18 protein-coding genes are annotated in these 20,051 nt (G+C 60.8%); 13 read left to right on the forward strand and 5 right to left on the reverse strand.

Translation table 11 applies throughout. The features are described from left to right. Window positions 1–9 precede the first annotated feature (9 nt). Together AC3B5Q_RS00380 and AC3B5Q_RS00385 are read right to left on the reverse strand one after the other, a co-directional pair. Window positions 10–960, reverse strand: a complete 951-nt coding sequence (locus AC3B5Q_RS00380) for a homoserine kinase (RefSeq protein WP_021784600.1) — start codon at window positions 958–960, stop codon at window positions 10–12. A 69-nt stretch (window positions 961–1,029) separates the two neighbouring features. Beyond that, on the reverse strand, window positions 1,030–1,317 hold the full coding sequence (locus tag AC3B5Q_RS00385; RefSeq protein ID WP_003252997.1) for a DUF2782 domain-containing protein: 288 nt from the start codon (window positions 1,315–1,317) through the stop codon (window positions 1,030–1,032). A gap of 75 nt (window positions 1,318–1,392) precedes the next feature. Between AC3B5Q_RS00385 and polA the strand changes: the two genes are divergently transcribed. Then, window positions 1,393–4,140, forward strand: a complete 2,748-nt coding sequence (polA, locus tag AC3B5Q_RS00390) for a DNA polymerase I (protein WP_021784601.1) — start codon at window positions 1,393–1,395, stop codon at window positions 4,138–4,140. A 357-nt stretch (window positions 4,141–4,497) separates the two neighbouring features. On the opposite strand, the gene yihA is transcribed toward polA, so the two are convergent. Beyond that, window positions 4,498–5,130 (reverse strand): ribosome biogenesis GTP-binding protein YihA/YsxC, encoded by a 633-nt coding sequence (gene yihA / locus AC3B5Q_RS00395; RefSeq protein ID WP_010951522.1) that lies wholly within the window; start codon window positions 5,128–5,130, stop codon window positions 4,498–4,500. 201 nt (window positions 5,131–5,331) lie between these two features. Here yihA and AC3B5Q_RS00400 point away from each other — a divergent pair, with 201 nt between their 5' ends. The 7 genes from AC3B5Q_RS00400 to AC3B5Q_RS00430 all read left to right on the forward strand — a co-directional run bounded on the left by AC3B5Q_RS00400 (window position 5,332) and on the right by AC3B5Q_RS00430 (window position 12,570). Continuing rightward, entirely contained in the window at window positions 5,332–5,634 is a 303-nt protein-coding gene (locus tag AC3B5Q_RS00400; protein ID WP_003252992.1) for a c-type cytochrome, read from the forward strand. Between the two features lie 31 nt (window positions 5,635–5,665). Continuing rightward, a complete protein-coding gene (locus AC3B5Q_RS00405) occupies window positions 5,666–6,283 on the forward strand; it encodes a c-type cytochrome (RefSeq protein ID WP_003252989.1) in 618 nt (205 codons plus the stop codon). Between the two features lie 151 nt (window positions 6,284–6,434). After that, window positions 6,435–7,067, forward strand: coding sequence for a thiol:disulfide interchange protein DsbA (gene dsbA, locus AC3B5Q_RS00410; protein ID WP_003252987.1), 633 nt, complete (start codon window positions 6,435–6,437; stop codon window positions 7,065–7,067). Between the two features lie 12 nt (window positions 7,068–7,079). Continuing rightward, entirely contained in the window at window positions 7,080–7,934 is an 855-nt protein-coding gene (locus AC3B5Q_RS00415) for an endonuclease/exonuclease/phosphatase family protein (RefSeq protein WP_021784602.1), read from the forward strand. Window positions 7,935–7,961: 27 nt separating this feature from the next. After that, a complete protein-coding gene (locus AC3B5Q_RS00420; RefSeq protein WP_021784603.1) occupies window positions 7,962–9,899 on the forward strand; it encodes a GGDEF domain-containing protein in 1,938 nt (645 codons plus the stop codon). A gap of 77 nt (window positions 9,900–9,976) precedes the next feature. After that, window positions 9,977–10,765, forward strand: a complete 789-nt coding sequence (locus AC3B5Q_RS00425; RefSeq protein WP_021784604.1) for an N-acetylmuramoyl-L-alanine amidase — start codon at window positions 9,977–9,979, stop codon at window positions 10,763–10,765. Between the two features lie 206 nt (window positions 10,766–10,971). Next, window positions 10,972–12,570 carry an EAL domain-containing protein gene (locus AC3B5Q_RS00430; protein WP_021784605.1) on the forward strand — a complete coding sequence of 533 codons (1,599 nt, stop codon included), beginning with the start codon at window positions 10,972–10,974 and terminating at the stop codon, window positions 12,568–12,570. 14 nt (window positions 12,571–12,584) lie between these two features. On the opposite strand, the gene AC3B5Q_RS00435 is transcribed toward AC3B5Q_RS00430, so the two are convergent. Both AC3B5Q_RS00435 and algB read right to left on the reverse strand, forming a co-directional pair. Further along, window positions 12,585–14,366, reverse strand: coding sequence for a KinB sensor domain-containing domain (locus AC3B5Q_RS00435; RefSeq protein WP_021784606.1), 1,782 nt, complete (start codon window positions 14,364–14,366; stop codon window positions 12,585–12,587). Then, window positions 14,363–15,709 (reverse strand): sigma-54-dependent response regulator transcription factor AlgB, encoded by a 1,347-nt coding sequence (gene algB, locus AC3B5Q_RS00440; RefSeq protein WP_392505111.1) that lies wholly within the window; start codon window positions 15,707–15,709, stop codon window positions 14,363–14,365. Before algB ends, AC3B5Q_RS00435 begins: the two co-directional genes overlap by 4 nt. A gap of 209 nt (window positions 15,710–15,918) precedes the next feature. Between algB and AC3B5Q_RS00445 the strand changes: the two genes are divergently transcribed. From AC3B5Q_RS00445 to gltP, 5 genes are all read left to right on the forward strand, one after another. Beyond that, the gene (locus tag AC3B5Q_RS00445) at window positions 15,919–16,740 is read left to right on the forward strand and encodes a BON domain-containing protein (protein WP_021784608.1); all 822 of its coding nucleotides are present in this window, start codon (window positions 15,919–15,921) and stop codon (window positions 16,738–16,740) included. Between the two features lie 174 nt (window positions 16,741–16,914). Next, complete coding sequence (locus AC3B5Q_RS00450) at window positions 16,915–17,205, forward strand: hypothetical protein (RefSeq protein WP_021784609.1); 291 nt, start codon at window positions 16,915–16,917, stop codon at window positions 17,203–17,205. 43 nt (window positions 17,206–17,248) lie between these two features. Then, window positions 17,249–17,410: a DUF1328 domain-containing protein gene (locus AC3B5Q_RS00455; RefSeq protein WP_003252966.1), complete on the forward strand. Its 162-nt coding sequence runs from the start codon at window positions 17,249–17,251 to the stop codon at window positions 17,408–17,410. A gap of 2 nt (window positions 17,411–17,412) precedes the next feature. Beyond that, window positions 17,413–17,883: an inhibitor of vertebrate lysozyme family protein gene (locus AC3B5Q_RS00460; protein WP_021784610.1), complete on the forward strand. Its 471-nt coding sequence runs from the start codon at window positions 17,413–17,415 to the stop codon at window positions 17,881–17,883. 744 nt (window positions 17,884–18,627) lie between these two features. After that, complete coding sequence (gene gltP, locus AC3B5Q_RS00465; RefSeq protein WP_021784611.1) at window positions 18,628–19,956, forward strand: glutamate/aspartate:proton symporter GltP; 1,329 nt, start codon at window positions 18,628–18,630, stop codon at window positions 19,954–19,956. Window positions 19,957–20,051: the final 95 nt, after the last annotated feature.

Consider the following 20,051-nt stretch of genomic DNA (forward strand, 5'->3'; position numbering starts at 1 on the left):
TGAAGAGGGCTAGAGGGCGAACGGCAGGTGCAAAGCCACCTGCTGGCGCTGCGCCAGACGCACTTCGAACTCGCCCGGGTCGTGGATCATCACATCCATCCCGGCGAACGACTCGGCCGCAATCAGGCGCGACAGCCAGAAACGCACGCAGCCTACCCGCAACATTTCCGGCCACAGCTCGGCTTCGGCGGCAGTGAACGGCCGTAGCGCCGCATAGGCTGCCAGCAGCGCCTGGGCGCGAGGTACATCTACCGCGCCCTGCTCATCCAGGCACCAGTCGTTCACGGTGATGGCGATGTCATACAGCATCGGCCCGGAGCAGGCATTGTAGAAGTCGATCACACCGGTCAGGTGGGTGCCTTCGAACATCACGTTGTCGCGGAACAGATCGGCATGCAGGTTAGCCCGCGGCAAGGCCAGAATCTGCGCCTTGTGTGCGCTGATTTCGTCCAGCGCCGGCTGCAGTAATGCGGCTTGCTCTGCAGTCAGGCGTGGCAGGAGCTCGGCACCCGAAGCCAGCATCCAGTCCAGACCGCGGTCGGTGCGGCGTTCGATGATGTGCTCGCGGGTGGCCAGGTGAATGTGTGCCAGCAACTCCCCGACCTGGGCGCAGTGCTGGTTGTTGGGGGCCTTGATGTGCTTGCCCGACAGCCTGGGCTGCAACAATGCCGGCTTGCCGCACAGCTCGCGCAGGCCATTGCCGTCGCGGTCACGAATGGCATAGGGCACCGGCATGTCGGCAGCGTGCAGGGTGTCGAGCAGCTCGATGAAGAACGGCATGTCCTCGCTGGGCCCACGCTCGATCAGCGTCAGGACGAACTCCCCCTGTTCGAGGCTGACGAAGAAATTGCTGTTCTCGGTACCGGCGGCAATGCCCTGGAAGTCGAGCAGACGGCCCAGCTCGTACGGCGCCAGAAAGGTTTCCAGCTCAGGCCGGGTCACGGGGGTGAAGACTGACATGATGAAAAATTGCCCATACGGGCACTTCCGCCGGGAAGTGCCGGGTTGATGTGAACGGTGCGCGTCAGCTTACCACTCGAAGATCTTCCAGGACGGAATCAGCATGTCCGGCTGGTCGGATCGAATGAAATTGGCATCAGTGCCATCGGCGCGTACCAGAAAATAAGGCTTGCCGTTTTTCGGCGTGATCTTGATCGCATACAGGAAGCCGTTCTGCCGGTATTCCTGGATGGTTTTGTCGCCTTCCGTGCGAATGGTCACCTCGGGATCGGCCGAGGGGGCGTCGTCCGCCGCCAGGGTGACGACAGGCGTGGTTGCCAACAGGCCGAGCAGTAACAGGCGATTGAGTGTGCGCATGATAACCTAGTCCCTTTGTCGTCAATGATTCTGGCTATTCTAGCGCCGGACCCGTCGAAAAGGTTGATTCTGCTCATGAGCCAAGCGCCCCTCGTCCTGGTGGACGGTTCCTCCTACCTTTATCGCGCCTTCCACGCGCTGCCGCCGCTGACCACGTCCAAGGGCATGCCGACCGGTGCGGTGAAGGGTGTGCTGAACATGCTCAAGAGCTTGCGCAAGCAATACCCCGACAGCCTGTTCGCCGTGGTGTTCGACGCCAAGGGCGGCACCTTCCGCGATGCCATGTTCGCCGAGTACAAGGCCAACCGCCCCAGCATGCCGGACGACCTGCGGGTACAGATCGAGCCGCTGCACGCCAGCGTCAAGGCACTGGGCTACCCGCTGCTGTGCGTGGAGGGTGTCGAGGCTGACGACGTGATCGGCACCCTGGCGCGCAGCAGCGCCGCCCTGGGTCGCCCGGTGATCATCTCGACCGGTGACAAGGACATGGCGCAACTGGTGGATGGGCACATTACCTTGGTCAACACCATGACCGGAAGCGTGCTGGACGTGGCTGGCGTGCACGAGAAATTCGGCGTCGGCCCGGAACACATCATCGACTTCCTGGCCCTGATGGGTGACAAGGTCGACAACATCCCCGGCGTGCCGGGCGTGGGTGAAAAAACGGCGGTGGGGCTGCTGACCGGCATCGGCGGTGGTCTCAGCGACCTTTACGCCAACCTGGACAAGGTGCCAGCGCTGGCCATTCGCGGCGCCAAGACCTTGCCGGCCAAGCTGGAGGAGCACCGCGACGCGGCATTCCTGTCCTACGAGCTGGCCACCATCAAGGTTGACGTGCCGCTGGACGTCGAGGTCGAGGCGTTGGTATGCGGTGAACCTGACCGCGAGGCGCTGTTGGCGTTGTACACCGAGATGGAGTTCAAGAGCTGGGTCGCCGAGGTGCAGCGTGATGCGGCCAAGGCCGGTGACGATGTTGCCCCGGCTGCGGAGCCGGCGGCCAAGGTCGAGCCTAGGTACGAAACCATTCTCGACCAGGCCCGTTTCGACGCCTGGCTGGAGAAGCTGCGCCAGGCACCGCTGTTCGCCTTCGACACCGAGACCACCGGCCTGGACGCCCAGCAGGCGCAGTTGGTCGGCCTGTCGTTCGCTGTCGAGCCGCATGAAGCGGCCTATGTGCCGCTAGCCCACGATTACGAGGGCGCGCCGGTTCAGCTGGACCGCGAGGCCGTGCTGCTGGCGCTGAAACCACTGCTGGAGGACCCGGCCAAGGCCAAGGTCGGGCAGAATGCCAAGTACGACATCAACATCCTCGCCAATGGCTCCCCCGCCATCGAGATGCGCGGCGTGGCCTACGACACCATGCTCGAGTCGTATGTGCTGAACTCCACCGCCACCCGTCATGACATGGACAGCCTGGCGCAGAAGTACCTCGACCACACCACGATCGCCTTCGAGGACATCGCCGGCAAGGGTGCCAAACAGCTCACCTTCAACCAGATCAACCTGGACAAAGCTGGCCCCTACGCCGCCGAAGATGCCGACATCACCCTGCGCCTGCACCACGTATTGCAGGCCCGCCTGGCACAGACGCCGAGCGTGCAACCAGTGCTGATGGATATCGAGATGCCGCTGGTGCCGGTACTGGCCAGGATCGAGCGCCAGGGTGCTCTGGTCGATGCCGAGCTGTTGAAAGTACAGAGCGGTGAGCTGGGCGTGAAGATGGCTGAGCTTGAGCTGCGTGCCTACGAGCTCGCCGGTGAGGCGTTCAACCTCGGTTCGCCCAAGCAGCTGGGCGCGATCCTTTACGACAAGCTGGGCATGCCGGTGCTGAGCAAGACTGCCAAGGGCCAGCCATCTACCGCCGAAGCAGTACTCGACGAGTTGGCCGAGCAAGGCTACCCGCTGCCAGAGGTGCTGATGCAGTATCGCAGCCTGAGCAAGCTCAAGAGCACCTACACCGACAAGTTACCGGGGCAGATCAACCCGCGCACCGGGCGTATCCACACCTCCTACCAGCAGGCCGTGGCGGCCACCGGCCGGTTGTCGTCGAGCGACCCAAACCTGCAGAACATCCCGATCCGCACCGCAGAAGGCCGGCGTATCCGCCAGGCGTTCGTCGCCAGCCCGGGTTACAAGCTTCTGGCGGCGGACTATTCACAGATCGAGCTGCGCATCATGGCCCACCTGGCCAAGGACGAAGGCTTGCTGCATGCCTTCCGCAACGACCTGGACGTGCACCGCGCTACGGCAGCCGAAGTGTTCGGAGTGGCCCTGGAAGATGTCACCACCGACCAGCGCCGCAGCGCCAAGGCCATCAACTTCGGCCTGATCTACGGCATGAGCGCCTTTGGCCTGGCCAAGCAAATCGGCGTCGATCGCAAGCAGTCACAGGACTACATCGATCGCTATTTTACCCGCTACCCGGGCGTGCTGGCCTATATGGAGCGCACCCGCGCTCAGGCGGCCGAGCAAGGCTTTGTCGAAACCCTGTTTGGCCGCCGGCTGTACCTGCCAGACATCAATGCCAAGAACCCTGCCCTGCGCAAGGGCGCCGAGCGCACGGCGATCAACGCGCCGATGCAGGGGACTGCTGCCGACATCATCAAACGGGCAATGGTCAAAGTAGACAACTGGTTGAGCGAGAGCGGGCTGGATGCCCGGGTGATCCTGCAAGTGCACGACGAACTGGTGCTCGAGGTACGCGAGGACCTGGTGCAGCAGGTGAAAGATGAAATTCGCCACCACATGAGCCAGGCCGCGCAGCTGGATGTGCCGCTGCTGGTCGAGGCGGGAGTTGGTGCGAATTGGGACGAAGCTCACTGATTGAGCAGGTAAAACTGTGTAGGATCTGCGACGTAGTGACGCAGATCCAGGCACCGCTCAGTGCCGTGGATGCTTAAGTTTCATGAAACTATCGCAAATAGTTTTATGGGCTTCGGAACTAAACCGGTGAAGCGGAACTCAGAGTAACTGAATGGCTGGTGAAGCCCTTCGATGCTCCTATGTTGTGTTAAGTGTTGGCAGATATCTGGACCCCGCCCTAGCGGTCCGGACTTGGACCCCGAACTTCCCCCTCCCCATACGAAGTCCGGGGTTTTTTTTGCCCGGAATTTGCCGTTTGGCTTGTACTGAGCCCCGTAGGAGCGGGTAAACCCGCTCCTACGGTTCAAGTGCAAAGCATTAAACGACCGGCTTGTCTTCCAGTTCCATCCAGTCGGCCAGCACCCGGTAGGCATCCTCCACACCCAGACGCTTGGGTGCCGAGAACAGCTGGATGGTCACGCCATCGCCCCAACCCTTGCGGATTTCCGACTGCACTTTCAGCAGTGTGTTCTTGCCCGCGCCGTGGGTCAGCTTGTCGGCCTTGGTCAGCAGGATGTGCATCGGCATGCTGCTGGCCTTGGCCCAGTCGAGCATCATTTTGTCGAAGTCGGTCATCGGGTGACGCACGTCCATCATCAGGATCACGCCACGCAGGCACTCACGGCTGCCCAGGTAGGCTTCCAAGTGTTTCTGCCAGTGCTGCTTGAGCGGAATAGGAACTTTTGCATAACCATAGCCTGGCAGGTCGACCAAACGCCGTTCATCGTCCAGACTGAAGAAATTCAACAGCTGGGTGCGCCCGGGAGTTTTCGAGGTACGCGCCAGGCTGGCATGAGTCAGGGTATTGAGGGCGCTGGATTTGCCGGCGTTGGAACGGCCGGCAAAAGCCACCTCGTAACCCTGGTCGTCCGGGCATTGTTCGACCTTGGCTGCGCTGAGGGCGAATTTGGCTTTCTGGCAGAGGCCGAGGATGGGGTTCTTGACTTGCATGGGATATCCGATGTGGGTGTTGCCTGACTTTGTAGAGCCAAGCCTGGCAAGCGGTGTCGTTTCCGTTTGGATGGCGGAAGTATATAATGCCCCAGTTTTTGTGTGCTCATTCTCCCAGCGAAGGAGAACGGGCATGGGGTGTCGAACAATAGCTCGCGCAACAGAACGCAGCGCGGCCCCCAACCCTGAAGGTCGTTCCGCATGGCGAAATGGCTGCTTGCTGTCGGTATGTTCCTGCCGTTTTTCAGCGCACAGGCTACACAGGATCCCGAGGTGTTGTACAACCGCACGTGTGCGGCCTGTCACACCGGGCAGTTGCCACAGGCACCCAGACGGGGTGACCGGGCAGCATGGGAGCCAAGGCTGGCGCAAGGCATGGATGTACTGGTGAAGCACGTGACCCAGGGTTTCAAGGCTATGCCGCCGCGTGGATTGTGCATGGACTGCAGTGCCGAGGACTACCGTTTGGTCATCCTTTGGATGAGCGGCAGTCCCGATACATAACATTTCACCCTTAGCCGTGTTGGATTAGCTGATGAACAAACTAGTCGTGAGTCTGCTGTTGACCTTGGGTGTCGCTGGTGCGGCCACTGCTGCGCAACCTATCAAAGGCGATGCCGCCGCTGGCCAGGCCAAGACCGCCGTCTGTGGCGCCTGCCACAATCCCGACGGCAACAGCCTGGCACCGAACTTCCCTAAACTGGCCGGCCAAGGCCAGCGCTATCTCGAAAAACAACTGCACGATATCAAATCGGGCAAGCGTACCGTGCTGGAAATGACCGGCATGCTGGCCGCATTCAGCGACCAGGATCTGGCCGATATCGCTGCCTACTTCTCCAGCCAGAAAGGCAGCGTGGGTGCCGCCGATCCCAAGCTGGTCGAGCGCGGCCGTGCGCTGTTCAACGGCGGCGACCTGGAAAAGGGCATGCCAGCGTGCACTGGCTGCCACTCGCCTAACGGCGCGGGCATCGCCCTGGCTGGCTTCCCGCACCTGGGCGGGCAGCACTCGCAGTACGTGGCCAAGCAGCTCACTGACTTCCGCGAAGGCAACCGCACCAACGATGGCGATGCCATGACCATGCGCACTATCGCTGGCAAGCTGAGCAACCATGATATCGAAGCGTTGGCCAGCTACATCCAGGGCCTGCATTAACTTTCGGTTAATGTTGTAGGCCAATGATGAAAGGGCGGCCGGGCTGCCCTTTTTTCCGTCCGCAGCCGTTACACTACAGAACTCGAGCCCTTCCCGGCCTGTCTCAGTGCAGGTCGCGTCGTGGCGACTCATGACTGCTCAGGAGTAAAGCATGCGTAAACTGATTCTCAGCGCTGCGCTGGTCGCCGCCAGCGTATTCGGTATGACTGCCGTTCAGGCCGCCGAGCCTGTTGCTGGCAAGGAATACATCGAGCTGAGCAACCCTGTTCCGGTTTCCGTACCTGGCAAGATCGAAGTCGTCGAGCTGTTCTGGTACGGCTGCCCACACTGCTACCACTTCGAGCCGACCATCAACCCTTGGGCTGAAAAGCTGCCCAAGGACGTCAACTTCAAGCGCGTACCTGCCATGTTCGGTGGCCCGTGGGATGCGCACGGCCAGATGTTCCTGACCCTCGAAGCCATGGGCGTCGAGCACAAGGTGCACGCGGCGGTGTTCGATGCCATTCAGAACCAGCACAAGCGCCTGACCGACAAGAACGACATGGCCGACTTCCTCGCCACTCAAGGCGTTGACAAGGACAAGTTCCTCGCTACCTTCGACTCGTTCGCCATCAAAGGCCAGGTCAAACAGGCCAAGGAACTGGCGAAGAAGTATGAAATCACCGGCGTACCGAGTATGGTCGTCAACGGCAAGTACCGCTTCGACCTGGGTACTGCCGGCGGACCGGAAGGCGTGCTGAATGTCGCCGACCAGCTGATCGACAAGGAGCGCGCCGCCAAGTAGGCGGCGCCATCCATGCCCCGCTTCAGAGCTACGCGTGGCATTAGCCTGCACGAGCCGCAGGTCAACGAGCATCACCTGCAGGCCCCGGGCCTGCCCGAGGATGGCCGCCTGCGGTTGCTCAGTTTCAACATCCAGGTGGGCATAAGCACCGAGCGCTACCGCCATTACCTGACGCGTAGCTGGCAGCACCTGCTGCCGCATAACGGGCGTGCCGGCAACCTGCAGAAAATCGGCAGGCTGCTGGGCGACTTCGACCTGGTGGCCCTGCAGGAAGCCGATGGTGGCAGCCTGCGCTCGGGTTACGTCAACCAGGTCGAACACCTGGCCCACTTGGGGGCCTTCCCCTATTGGTACCAGCAGCTCAACCGCAACCTTGGGCGTTTTGCCCAGCACAGCAACGGTGTGCTCAGCCGCCTGAAGCCTCAACTGCTCGAAGACCATCCGTTGCCTGGCCCGGCCGGGCGTGGTGCGATCCTGGTCCGGTTTGGCGAAGGTGACGATGCGTTGATAGTGGTGATGATGCACCTGGCATTGGGGGCCAAGACCCGCGCCCTGCAGCTGGGGTATATCCGCGAGCTGATTGGCGGTTACCGTCACCAGGTGCTGATGGGCGACATGAACACCCACGCCACTGACCTGCTCGAGCACTCGCCGCTGCGCGACCTGGGCCTGGTCGCCCCGCAAGTCGAGGCCACTTTCCCCAGCTGGCGACCGCAGCGTTGCCTTGATCATATTCTGCTCAGCTCAAGCCTCACACTGGAACGTGTCGAGGTGCTGGCGCAGCCAATTTCGGACCACCTTCCCGTTGCAGTCGAGATTCGATTGCCTGATGCATTGACTGTGGATACGCTGCCGGTTTTGAGCTAATTGCCATCACCGTTTGCGGACCCGGGCATGACTGAAGACGCTGAGCGCTGGAAAGAAAAATACCTTAAAAGCATCGAGCAGCAAGAAAAGCTCGAGCGTCGTTGGGACGCCCGCCTTGACCTGCTGCGTCGAGGTCTGGTGCGCAGCACCCTGGCTGCTGAAGGCAGTGACAAGGTGGTAGACGAGTGCATGAAGGAAATGCGCGACGTCATTCGCAGCAGCAACATGGACGCCGGCCTCGCCGGCTTGATTCCGCGCCTTGAGAAAGCGGTACTGGATTCCGAACAGCGTCGCGAAGCCCGCATGAACCAGGTCAGCGATGCGCTGACCGCACTGGTTGGCCAACTGCAAGGCCTCCCGCTACCCAGTGATATCTCGCGGTCATTGAAAAAACTGGCGAAGAAACTCGACGGTGGGGTTGCCCAGTCACGCGAGCTGCCGCCACTGTTGGGCGAGTTGAGTGGCCTGCAGGGGCGCGCGCTGTCGGCCCTTGGCAAGACGGGTGAAGAAGCCCGACCGGGTTTTCTGCAGCGGTTGTTTGGAAGCCGCGAGGAAGATGTACAGGCAGGACCAGAGCTTGCGCCGGTGGCGTTGCCAGTTGAAGAGGTTGTGCCCTTGGCAGCCGGCAGTACCGAGCCCTCGCAGCCCGATGACGTCGATGCGCTACAACCGCTGGCGGCCCCTGCTGCTCCGACTGTCGAGGTGGCCGAAGCGCCCGAGCTTGAGCTGGAGGCGCTTGGCCCGGCTCTGATCGAAACGGCGGAAATGCCGCCAGTCCCGTTGCCACAGCATAAAGTGCCACTGCCAGAGGTTGCAGTTGCCGTCAGCGAGCCGTTGGCTGACGCAGAACCATTACAAGCCCTTGAAGAAATCCTTGGTGAAGACGGTCCCTATGCACTGCCCTACGCAGTGGAGCCGCCTTACAGCCAGGTTGCCGCGCACATTGAGCAGACCCTGATCGGTCTGCTCGATGACCTCAGTCTGCCCGAGCGACACAAGGCTCAGGCGCTGGAAATGCGCGAGCGGGTTGCCCGCGGATTGAACTGGTATGAGCTGATTCCGGTGCTGGATGACTTGGCAGTACTCATGTTGGCGATCACCGACAGCGGCCAGCACGAATTCGAAACTTACCTGCAGCAGCTCAATGAACGCCTGGAAGGTTTCCAGAGTCATCTGCACGAGGCCAGCGCCGGCCATGCTGACAACAGCACCGCTGCCCGCGAACTGGATAGTCAACTGCGTGAACACGTCGACGGCCTGCAGAGCAGCGTGCAAGGTGCCGCCGATGTAGACAGCCTCAAGCACATTCTGGAAAACCGCCTGGAAGGCTTGCTGGTGACCATGGACGAGCACAAGCACGAGCGTGATCGCCGCGAGCAGGAACTGGCCGATCGACTGCAAGGCTTGTCGGAGCGGGTGGCGAGCATGGAGCATGAAGCACTTGGTTATCGCGAGCACCTGGAGGAGCAGCGCCAGAAAGCTCTGCTGGACCCGCTCACCGGCCTGCCCAACCGTGCGGCCTGGAGCGAGCGAGTCGAACGCGAAATGCTCGAATGGAAGGAAAACGGTGGCCATCTGGCGATGGCGATTCTTGACCTGGACCATTTCAAGCGCATTAACGACAACTATGGGCATCTGGCTGGGGACAAGGTCCTCAAGATCGTTGCCGACCAGTTGCGCAAGCGTCTTCGGGCCCGTGATTTTATCGCCCGGTTTGGCGGCGAGGAATTCGTCTTGCTGCTGCCGCAGACCACGCCGGCAGTCGCCGCGCAAATGGCCGAGGTGTTGCGCGCCACAGTCGAAGCCTGCCCATTCCACTTCAAGGGTGAGCGGGTGGTGATCACCACCTCCATCGGCTTGGGCGCATTCCACTCTGGCGAGCGCAGCGACCAGGTGCTCAAACGAGCCGATGCAGCGCTGTACCGGGCAAAGGAGCAGGGGCGAAATCGCGTTGAGCAGGGCTAGCCAGCCGCCGTCGCCTCGGCAGGCACAGCGCAGGCGAGCACGTTATACTGTAGCACTCGTACGCTGAGGCCACTGACGTGCTTTCCACGCTTAAGAAAACCCTGATTTCCTTTTTGCTGTTGTCTGTCGCCGGTTGCTCGACAGGCCTGCGCATCGACCGCAGCCACCCTTCGGTCAATCAGGACAACCGCATCCAGTTCATTGTCCTGCATTACACCAATGCTTCGCTGGAGCGCTCCCTGGCGCTGCTTACCCATGGTGAGGTCAGCAGCCATTACCTGATCGGCGATGGTCCGGCCAAGGTGTATCAACTGGTGGATGAAAACCGTCGTGCCTGGCATGCCGGTGATAGCCAGTGGCAGGGGCGCACCTGGCTGAACTCCTCGTCCATTGGTATCGAGATCGTCAATCCGGGCTTCACCGACACCCCGAACGGCCGGGTCTGGCACCCTTACAGCGAGGCGCAGATCCAGTCGTTGATCGCGCTGCTCAAGGACATTGTCAAACGCAACAACATCGAACCACGCCATATCATCGGCCACAGTGACATCGCCCCGTTGCGCAAGCTGGACCCGGGACCCTTGTTTCCGTGGAAGCGCTTGGCCGATGCCGGGCTGGGTGTCTGGCCGGATGCCAACGCCGTGGCACGGCAGCAGGCCTACTTCAGCGTCAACCCGCCAAGCGTTGGCTGGTACCAGCAGGAGCTGGCACGGTTTGGCTATCAGATCGATCAGACCGGTGTGCTGGATGTAGCCACACGCCATGTAATCGCCGCGTTCCAGATGCGCTTCCGCCCGCAGCGTTTCGACGGCATGCCGGATGCGCAGACAGCAGCGATGCTGCAGGTACTTAACCGCATGCGTTGAGACACGGCGGGCGGGGTATTTGTTGCAGCGGCCTTGCGCTGCGAAGAGTCGGGTTTGGTCGACGCAGTCGTACCAACGTTAATGGTCTCATCACGGCCACGAGGCTGCCTCTAAAAAGAGCGTAGGAGGATTGCAGCGAAGCGCCAAACGGTGAAGGTGATTCTTGATTCAGTTGCTATACCTTGGTTATCAACTGGATGCCATTGATGTCAGCCTTCATCGCCTTGCTGCGCCAAATTTTTTACCGTCCCTGGATGCTGGCCACTTTGGCAGCGCTGGCCAGCGCCGCGGTGTTGCTCTCTGCCAGCATCGGCATTGCCCTGCAACAAATGAAACAAAGCGAAAGCGAACAAATGAATGCTCAGGGCGAGCGTTTTCTGGAGCGGCTCGAACAGGTGTTCGGCCAGTTACGCGAAGGGGTCGATCTGCTGCAGGCCCAACCCCTGCGTGGCTGCAGCCCGGCAATGCTGGCAGCCTTGCAACAGGTTGGCCTGAACTCGCGGTTCATCTATGAAGCTGCTTATGTGGATGGTGATGTTGCCTGCTCCAACCGCGGTGATGAGCGAGCGTTCGTTCCCTTGCGGGCGCCGGATATCCAGGGGCCGACTTACAGCTACTGGCTTAACACCACCACCGAGCCGAACGAGAACCTGGCAGCACTGATGCTGGGTCGGGGCAAGTTTCTGGTTTCCACCTCCCGTGGGCATTTGACCGATGTGGTGGACCTGCCCCCGGGCGGCAGCCTGGTCGTGGTGCTGGACAACGGTGCCCGGGCCATTCCGGTGCTCGGCCCGCCACAGGTATGGCCGCCGCCCTCGGCCTGGTCGACCAGCCAAAAGTCGCTGCTGGAACTCAGTGACCGGCTTATCTACCGAATGCCGACCAAGTCGCCGGATTACCAGTTGGTGCTGATTGCCCCGAGGGCCAGTCTGCCGCTGAGGATGAACGGCATGCTCTGGTTGCTGTTCCCCGGCAGCGTGCTGGCGGCCTGCTGCATCGGTTGGTTGGTACTCCAGTTGATTCTGCAACGGCGGTCGATGAGCTCAGAGTTGCAGAATGCCTTGCGTCGTGGAGAGCTGCAGGTGCTCTACCAGCCAATCATCGAGCTCGACAGCCGGCGCTGTGTGGGCGCCGAGGCCTTGGTTCGCTGGCGCCGCCCGGACGGCACCCTGACCAGCCCGGACCTGTTCATCCCGCTGGCGGAAAATACCGGGCAGATCCGCCAGATCACCGACTTTGTCCTGCAGCGTGTGCTTGAACAGCTAGGGCAGCTACTGCGTTCGCACCCCAAGCTATACATCTCGATAAACCTGGCGGCCTGCGATGTGATGGTGCCCCGTATTGGCCGGGTGGCGGCGCGCTTGTTGGCCTTGCATCGAGTGGCGCCCAGCCAGATTGCCTTCGAGGTGACCGAGCGCGGCCTGATTGACGTGGTGGTCGCCCGTGACAACCTGCAGGCGCTACGCGCCGTGGGGCACCAGGTGCTGATCGACGATTTTGGTACCGGTTATTGCAGCCTGGCCTACCTGCAAACCCTTCCAGTGGACTGCCTGAAGATCGACAAGGCATTCATCGACGCTCTGGGCCACGATGCCGCCAGTAGTGGCGTGGCCCCGCATATCATCCGCATGGCCCATGACTTGCACCTGCGGGTAATTGCCGAAGGTATCGAGTTCGAGGACCAGGCCGTGCTGCTGAACAGCGAGGGGGTCAATTATGGCCAGGGCTGGCTGTTTGCCCGGCCGCTGAACGCCCGGCAGTTTGCCGAGTTGGTGACTCGCGGACACCTGCCGCGGCGGGTGTAGGTGCGGTAAAGCAGTCAGACCGGCAACGCCATGTAGAATTGGGTCCCCTGCCCTGGCCGGGAAAACACGCCCATGCGCCCTCCGTGCAACTGCACAATCTCCTTGCACAGCGCCAGGCCCAGCCCAGCGCCGCCTTTCTTGCGACCTACCTGCACGAAGGGCTCGAAGATGCGCCCTTGCTGCCCATAGGAAATGCCCTCGCCGTTGTCCTCGACGCTGATGATCACCCGTTCCGCATGGCGTCGGGCATGCAGGCGTATGCGCCCGCCGTTGGCAGTGTGGCGGATGGCGTTGTGCAGCAGGTTGTCCAGCACGCGGTCCAGTTGGGCGACGTCGGCCTGGATACGCGGTAGCGGCGGGTCCAGTTCCTTGATCAGTTCGATCTGCTTGTTCGCAGCCTGTTCGGCAAAGCGCAATTGCGCCTGCTCCAGCAGTTCGTCGATGGCACAGGGGGCCAGCTCGAGCTTTTGCAACCCGCTTTGATAACGGGAGAAGTTGAGCAGGTCATTGATCAGTTGGGTCAGGCGCTGCATTTCTTCGCCGATGGTTTCCAGCAGGTCGTACTCGCGGGCCTCGGGCGGGAACTTGACCCGCTCGCGCAGCAGGCCGAAGGCCATGTGCATGCCGGTGACCGGGGTGCGCAGTTCGTGGGAGGCGCGCAGCACGAATTCGCTGCGCACCCGCTCGAAGGCCCTTTGCTCGGTCACATCGTGCAGTACCATCACCGCGCCGAGGATTGGCCCCTGCGGGTGGCTGACGGGGGTCAGGCTGTAGGTGAGCAGGCGTGATTCTTCATCGACCTCCATGTTCAGGTCGTCCGGTGGGCGGTCGAGGCTGCCCCCGCGCAGAACCTGGCGCAGTTGTTGCTCAAGCTCGGGTCGCTGCAAGGCTTCGACCAGGCTGCTGCCCACGCGGCTGTCGTTCCAGCCCAGCTGACGCTGTGCCACCGGGTTGAGGTGCTCGAGGCGGCCCTGGCGGTCGATGATCAGCAGGCCGTCGTCGATGCTGTCGAGCACGGCTTGTAAACGCTGCTGGCCGGCCAACAGTTCGTCAACGTTGGTGGCCTGGTGCTTGCGCAAGGCATCGGCCATCAGACCAAAACGGCGGGTCAGCTGGTTAAGCTCGGCGGCCTGGGTGACCGGCAAGGTAACGTCGAAATTGCCCTTGCCCAATTGGTCGGCTGCCTTGGCCAAGGCTTCGATCGGTTGGCCGAAACGCCGGGCGATGTTGTGCGCGGTGATAAAGCCCAGTACCAATACCACCAGCCCCATCAGGCCGAGTACACCACTGACCAGCAAGGCGCGGTCACGGGTGCGTTCCTCGCTGCGGGTAATCAGGTCCAATGCTTGCTTATGGGAATCGATCAGGTCGGTGCGCACCTGATTGAACGCAGCTCCAAGCGGCTGATCGACACCCATGCTACGAGCGGGTGTGGCGCTGTCGCGATAGGTCTGGAGGAAGGACTGGTAATTGCTGCTGGCTTTGCTGAAACCGGTGCGCTCACCGCCTTGCTCCAGCCCTTGGTTGAGCAGGTCCTGGAAATTGTCCTGCAGCAGCCGCAGGCTTTCCGGGGCGGTGTTCTCATCGAGAATGAGCATCAGCTGTTCGCCCAGGTTCTGGCGCAACTTCAGCCCCACTTCCAGGGCATGGGTGGTATCGCGCACCAGCTGCTGTTGCACTGTAGCCATCTGCAGCATGCTGACCAGGCCCAGCAGCAGCCCTAGCAACGCCACAGTGATGAGCGCCGAGATGCTAAGGAAAAGCCGCGTGCGCAGCTTCATGGGCGGCCATTTCATAGGTTGTACTGCTTGCGCTTGCGGTACAGGGTAGAAGCATCGATGCCCAAGGTCTTGGCGGCTTGATCGAGGGTATCGCTGGCGGCCAGTACGGCACCGATATGGGCACGTTCCAGCTCATCCAGGCTAAGCGCGGCACCTACGCGTGGGGCATTGCCGGCGGGTTGTTCACCCATGCCCAGGTGGCTGATTTCCACGCGCTCCTGCGGGCAGATGATGCTGGCCCGTTCTACTACGTTGCGCAGTTCGCGAATGTTGCCGGGCCAGCGGTAATTGAGCAGGGCGGCGCGCGCCTCATCACTGAAACCACGGGCGGGGCGGGAGTATTCCTTGACGAAACGGGCGAGGAAGCGGTCGGCCAGGATGAGGATGTCTTCACTGCGCTCGCGCAGGGGGGGCAGGTGCAGGGTAATCACGTTCAAGCGATACAGCAGGTCTTCGCGGAAGCGGCTTTCGCGCACCATCTCTTCGAGGTTGAGGTTGGTGGCAGCCAGGATACGCACATCGGCACGTCGGGTAACCGGGTCACCGACGCGTTCGTATTCCTTGTCCTGGATGAAACGCAGCAGTTTGGGTTGCAAGGTCAGCGGGAAATCGCCGATCTCGTCGAGGAATAGCGTGCCCCCGTCAGCCTGGCTGACCCGCCCCAGGGTACTTTCGCTGGCGCCGGTGAAGGCGCCGCGGGTATGGCCGAATAGCTCGCTTTCCATCAACTCGGCGTTAAGCGATGGGCAGTTGATGGTCACACAGGCTTTGCGTGCACGTTTGCTCCAGCCATGGATGGCCCGTGCCAGCTCGCCCTTGCCGGTACCCGATTCGCCAAGGATGAGGATGTTGGCGTCGGTGATGGCGACTTGGCGGGCAGTTTCAAGCACCGCCATCATGGCCGGGCTATGGGAATCGAGGCCGTCCTTGGGTTTGCGTACTTCACCTTCCAGAGCTTCCAGGCGCGCAGAAAGCTGGCGCACCTCCAGTTGCTTGGCGGTGGCCAGGCGTAACTGGTCGGGGCTGCACGGTTTGACAAGGTAGTCGGCAGCGCCGGCCTGGATGGCGTCTACTGCGGTGTCGATCGCCGAGTGCGCAGTGACGATCACCACCCGCATCCACGGGGCCTGGATACGCATTTGCGCCAGCACGTCGAGGCCGTTGTCTTCACCCAGGCGCAAATCGAGGAAGCACAGGTCGAACACCTGGCGTTGCAGCAGGCTCTCTGCCTGGGCGGCACTGTTGGCCGTGGCCACGCTGTAGCCCTCGTCTTCCAGGCAGTAGCGGAAGGTGCGCAGGATTGCGGACTCGTCATCCACCAGCAGAATGCGGCCTTGGTTGTCCTGGGCTGATTCCATTTCCTGTGCTCCTTAGGATAGATCTTTATTTAGTGTGGGAAAAATCGGGCAAGTTGCATGGTCAATTCTGAAGGATTCTGTCCTTTGCATGCTAGCCAATGGCCAAACGATGCCCACGAGCCGCGATTCTTCAATGATTTGCTTAGAGGCACACGCTGGCACATTGGTTGCGATGATTTTCAGTTTTTGCCCACGAAGGAGGCACTGTCATGCCCTTTTCCCTGCGTACAGCCGTTTTGGCCGTCACCCTGTTGCCAATATTTACCCCAGCATTCGCCGACCCTGTGCAGGACGCGCGCCTGGAAGGCGCCCTGCAGACCGCTTTGTCACTGAACCGGATGCTCGACCCGTTTCGTATCAAGGTTGAAGTGAACGGCAAGCAGGCGCGGCTTTCCGGTGAGGTGGAGAACGAGGTCGAGCGGCAGTTGGCCGAGGATGTGGCCCGTGCTACCCGGGGCATCGAACAGGTGGAGAACCTGCTACAGCTCAATACCCAACTGGTGGAGCGTCCGCTGGAGCTGCGTGCCTACGCTCAGCGCCTGGAAGACGTGACCCTGTCTGCTGTGGTGCGTGCACGGCTGTTGTGGAGCCGTACCACCGAAAAGGCACCAATAGAAGTACAAAGCAGTGAGGGTGTGGTGACGTTGCGTGGCAAGGTCGACAGTGCCGAAGCCAAGGAGCTGGCGGGTGTGATAGCGCGAACCACCGACGGCGTGTATCTGGTCAACAACCTGGTCAGCCTCGATACCGCCGCCATGGCCAAGGCGCGGGAAACACCAGTGGGCGCGCCAACCGGGCCGCAACCAAGCGACAGCTGGATCGTCGACAAGGTCCAGAGCAGCTATCGCTTCAGTCGCAACCTTGATGGCCTGAACCTGAGGGTGGTCAGCGAAGCAGGCATGGTGCGGCTCTCGGGCGAGGTGGTTAGCGCGGAGCAGAAAACCATCGCTGTTGAGATCGCCCGGCAGATCATCGGCGTACGTGGCGTGGATGCTGACCTGCTGAAGGTGGCCACCAAGGTCGAAGGCTGATCGTGCAATTCGCACGACCCCACAGGCGTCATCGTGCAGGATACGTCCTCGTGGTGTAACTGTTAATTGCATAACTAGTTGATTTATAAGGATTTTATCAAAATCAAAAGGCTGGCATGCAGGCTGCAATTACCTGTTCAGGTTTGAACAAAAATTACAGCAGGAGGAGCCAGCATGAATCGCCAACCCGTCGCCCGCTCGCAGAGCGCCGCACTGCCTTTGCGCCAGGTGCTGACCCTCGGCATGGCGATGCTGCTGACCTTGGCCGCTGGCCTCTTCTATTACAGCTTGCAGACGGCGCGTCTGGCTGAGCAGGTGGCAGCTCAAACTGCCCTGTTGACGCAGATTCAGGCAACTCGTGCCAACACCTTGGTCAAGGCCGCTGACTGGCAGCCAGCTGGCCAGGCCATTGCCTCACCGGCCACTGTGGAAAAAGTTGTTCCTCAGGAACGCTGGGTTTTTTGACCTGACGGCCGGATCGATTCCGCAAAAAGAAAGGAGAACTACCATGCTGAGTTGGGCTATCACTTTCCTCATCATCGCCATTGTCGCCGCCGTACTGGGCTTCGGTGGTATCGCGGGCGCTGCTACAGGTATCGCCAAGATCCTGTTCATTGTCTTCCTGGTGTTGTTTGTAGCCTCCTTCTTCTTTGGACGCGGGCGAGGTTGAAGATGGGCAGGAAGCTTCGTTCAGCCGTGGTCGCCGCCCTGCTGCTGGGCGGTAGCGCGGCAGCCATGGCGGCAAATGACGGCCAGGTTCGGGTCGACCAGCTACTCGGCTCGGACCCGGAGTACCGGGAAACCTGGCAGGACACCATTGAAGGCGAGGAACGCCTACCCGATTGGGTGGTCAACCTGACCGGCAGTGCCCAGCAGCAGATGTCTGCCGTTACTGAAGACGGCGACAAGTACCTGGTCGGCCCGTTGTGCGAAAAACAGGACAATTGCACCTACAAGCGGCTGATCGTGGCGTTCAGTTGGGACAAGGATGATGCCTACGGGATGCTGGTGGAGGTACCCGAAGGTTTGCCGAGCGACAAGTCGCCCACCCGTCACGCGCAGTATCGCTGGCTGGGCGAACCCGACGACGGCATGAAGGCAATGCTGCAGGAGCAGCTCAAGCGTGACCCGAACTGGTACTGAGCATTTGTTGCCGGTACGGATGAAAGGTCACTCACTGTCACGTAATAGAAGCTGAAGCTTTCTATAGTTCAGCCTTCTATGATGCGCCGCCCCGAGGAGGGGTAGCACATGACCAAGGGGCCGGGCTGTTCTGGTTGTTACAGGATCGGAGTGGCCTAGGGGTACAGGGAGTGCCTCCAGTAATGGGCCGGGTCAGGAAAGGCGAAATCGGAAGTCTCAGGTCGGCGGTGTCACAGGGATACCTTGCGAGACCTGACTTCCGAGGAGCCTGTACGAAACGTCGCTTCCCTTGCGCGTTTTTTCCCTTGAGACACATTTTGTCTCGACCGTACATCAAATTTTTTTCGACTATCTCGGTGCGCCTACAAGTGGCATTTCCGCCATTCGGATTGTCGAACAGGCCATCTTTCATACCTAATCTGTACTGCCAAATCTGCCGAAATATGGCGGTTTGGTCTTGTTCGGGATTCCGAATGTTATAAATCAAGCACTTGCGAAGCTGCCGGCTAGGTCGAAAATGGTATGCATAAACGGCATGGGTTATGCGTTTCCGGCATTAGCTTTCGCCCCTTGCCGTCGCAATAGTTGCCGCCTTTTTCGCTGGCCAGAGCGCCTTGTCGCTCGCCTGCGGTGTCCTTACATGACGTCGCCTTACGGAAGCCCTTACTGCCCGTGACCTTGCCTATGGCTCTGTTACGCGCGTTTCCGCCAGGTGCCATGACCACTAAAACAAAGGGTAAAGACATGAAGAAGGCAAAACTGAGCCTCGCCTGGCAGATCGTCATCGGTCTGGTCCTGGGTGTTGCAATCGGCGCTCTACTGAATCATTTCAGTGCAGAAAAGGCATGGTGGATCAGCAACGTCCTTCAGCCCGCTGGTGACATCTTCATCCGCCTGATCAAGATGATCGTTGTCCCGATCGTGATTTCGTCGCTGATCGTGGGTATCGCCGGTGTTGGCGACGCGAAGAAACTGGGCAGCATCGGCCTGAAGACCATCATCTACTTCGAAGTAGTGACCACGATCGCCATCGTCGTAGGCCTGGTGCTGGCCAACCTGTTCCATCCGGGCGCCGGCATCGACATGAGCACTCTGGGCACTGTGGACATCTCCAAGTACCAGGCGACAGCGGCCGAAGTGCAGCATGAGCACGCGTTCATCGAAACCCTGCTGAACCTGATCCCGTCGAACATCTTCGCAGCGCTGATGCGTGGCGAAATGCTGCCGATCATCTTCTTCTCGGTGATGTTCGGTCTGGGCCTGTCGAGCCTGCAGGCAGAGCTGCGTGACCCGCTGGTTCGTACCTTCCAGGCCGTCTCGGAAACCATGTTCAAGGTCACTCACATGATCATGAACTACGCCCCGATCGGCGTGTTCGCCCTGATTGCCGTGACCGTGGCCAACTTCGGTTTCAGCTCGCTGCTGCCGCTGGCCAAGCTGGTGCTGCTGGTGTACTTCGCGATCGCCTTCTTCGCCTTCATGGTGCTGGGCCTGGTGGCCCGCGTGTTCGGCTTCTCGGTGATCAAGATCATGCGCATCATGAAAGATGAGCTGATCCTGGCCTACTCCACCTCCAGTTCGGAAACCGTGCTGCCGCGGGTGATCGAGAAGATGGAGAAGTACGGTGCGCCAAAGTCGATCTGCTCGTTCGTGGTTCCGACCGGCTACTCGTTCAACCTCGACGGTTCGACCCTGTACCAGAGCATCGCGGCGATCTTCATTGCTCAGCTGTACGGTATCGACCTGTCGTGGAGCCAGCAACTCCTGTTGGTACTGACCCTGATGGTCACCTCCAAAGGTATCGCTGGTGTGCCGGGCGTATCGTTCGTGGTACTGCTGGCCACCCTGGGCAGCGTGGGCATCCCGCTGGAAGGCCTGGCCTTCATCGCCGGTGTGGACCGCATCATGGACATGGCCCGGACTGCGCTGAACGTTGTGGGCAACGCCTTGGCTGCGTTGGTCATTGCTCGCTGGGAAGGCATGTACGACGCGGTCAAGGGCGAGAAGTACTATGCCTCGCTGATGGCCGAGAAGCGGGAAGCTGTAGTGGTTGGCGAAACCGCCAAGCGCTGAGCCTGATGGCTGTTTGACCAAGAGCCCCGACCTGTCGGGGCTTTTTGTTATCTGCGAGATTTTGAGCCGCACCTGCAAAGGCTCGCGATCGCCAG

This window comes from Pseudomonas sp. D5(2026) (assembly GCF_057766845.1).

Excerpts from the sequence above, each read along its gene's own strand:
- AC3B5Q_RS00380 (WP_021784600.1), bottom strand. The coding sequence starts at position 960 with ATGTCAGTCTTCACCCCCGTGACCCGGCCTGAGCTGGAAACCTTTCTG.
- AC3B5Q_RS00385 (WP_003252997.1), bottom strand. The coding sequence starts at position 1,317 with ATGCGCACACTCAATCGCCTGTTACTGCTCGGCCTGTTGGCAACCACG.
- polA (WP_021784601.1), top strand. The coding sequence starts at position 1,393 with ATGAGCCAAGCGCCCCTCGTCCTGGTGGACGGTTCCTCCTACCTTTAT.
- yihA (WP_010951522.1), bottom strand. The coding sequence starts at position 5,130 with ATGCAAGTCAAGAACCCCATCCTCGGCCTCTGCCAGAAAGCCAAATTC.
- AC3B5Q_RS00400 (WP_003252992.1), top strand. The coding sequence starts at position 5,332 with ATGGCGAAATGGCTGCTTGCTGTCGGTATGTTCCTGCCGTTTTTCAGC.
- AC3B5Q_RS00405 (WP_003252989.1), top strand. The coding sequence starts at position 5,666 with ATGAACAAACTAGTCGTGAGTCTGCTGTTGACCTTGGGTGTCGCTGGT.
- dsbA (WP_003252987.1), top strand. The coding sequence starts at position 6,435 with ATGCGTAAACTGATTCTCAGCGCTGCGCTGGTCGCCGCCAGCGTATTC.
- AC3B5Q_RS00415 (WP_021784602.1), top strand. The coding sequence starts at position 7,080 with ATGCCCCGCTTCAGAGCTACGCGTGGCATTAGCCTGCACGAGCCGCAG.
- AC3B5Q_RS00420 (WP_021784603.1), top strand. The coding sequence starts at position 7,962 with ATGACTGAAGACGCTGAGCGCTGGAAAGAAAAATACCTTAAAAGCATC.
- AC3B5Q_RS00430 (WP_021784605.1), top strand. The coding sequence starts at position 10,972 with ATGTCAGCCTTCATCGCCTTGCTGCGCCAAATTTTTTACCGTCCCTGG.
- AC3B5Q_RS00435 (WP_021784606.1), bottom strand. The coding sequence starts at position 14,366 with ATGAAATGGCCGCCCATGAAGCTGCGCACGCGGCTTTTCCTTAGCATC.
- algB (WP_392505111.1), bottom strand. The coding sequence starts at position 15,709 with ATGGAATCAGCCCAGGACAACCAAGGCCGCATTCTGCTGGTGGATGAC.
- AC3B5Q_RS00445 (WP_021784608.1), top strand. The coding sequence starts at position 15,919 with ATGCCCTTTTCCCTGCGTACAGCCGTTTTGGCCGTCACCCTGTTGCCA.
- AC3B5Q_RS00450 (WP_021784609.1), top strand. The coding sequence starts at position 16,915 with ATGAATCGCCAACCCGTCGCCCGCTCGCAGAGCGCCGCACTGCCTTTG.
- AC3B5Q_RS00455 (WP_003252966.1), top strand. The coding sequence starts at position 17,249 with ATGCTGAGTTGGGCTATCACTTTCCTCATCATCGCCATTGTCGCCGCC.
- AC3B5Q_RS00460 (WP_021784610.1), top strand. The coding sequence starts at position 17,413 with ATGGGCAGGAAGCTTCGTTCAGCCGTGGTCGCCGCCCTGCTGCTGGGC.
- gltP (WP_021784611.1), top strand. The coding sequence starts at position 18,628 with ATGAAGAAGGCAAAACTGAGCCTCGCCTGGCAGATCGTCATCGGTCTG.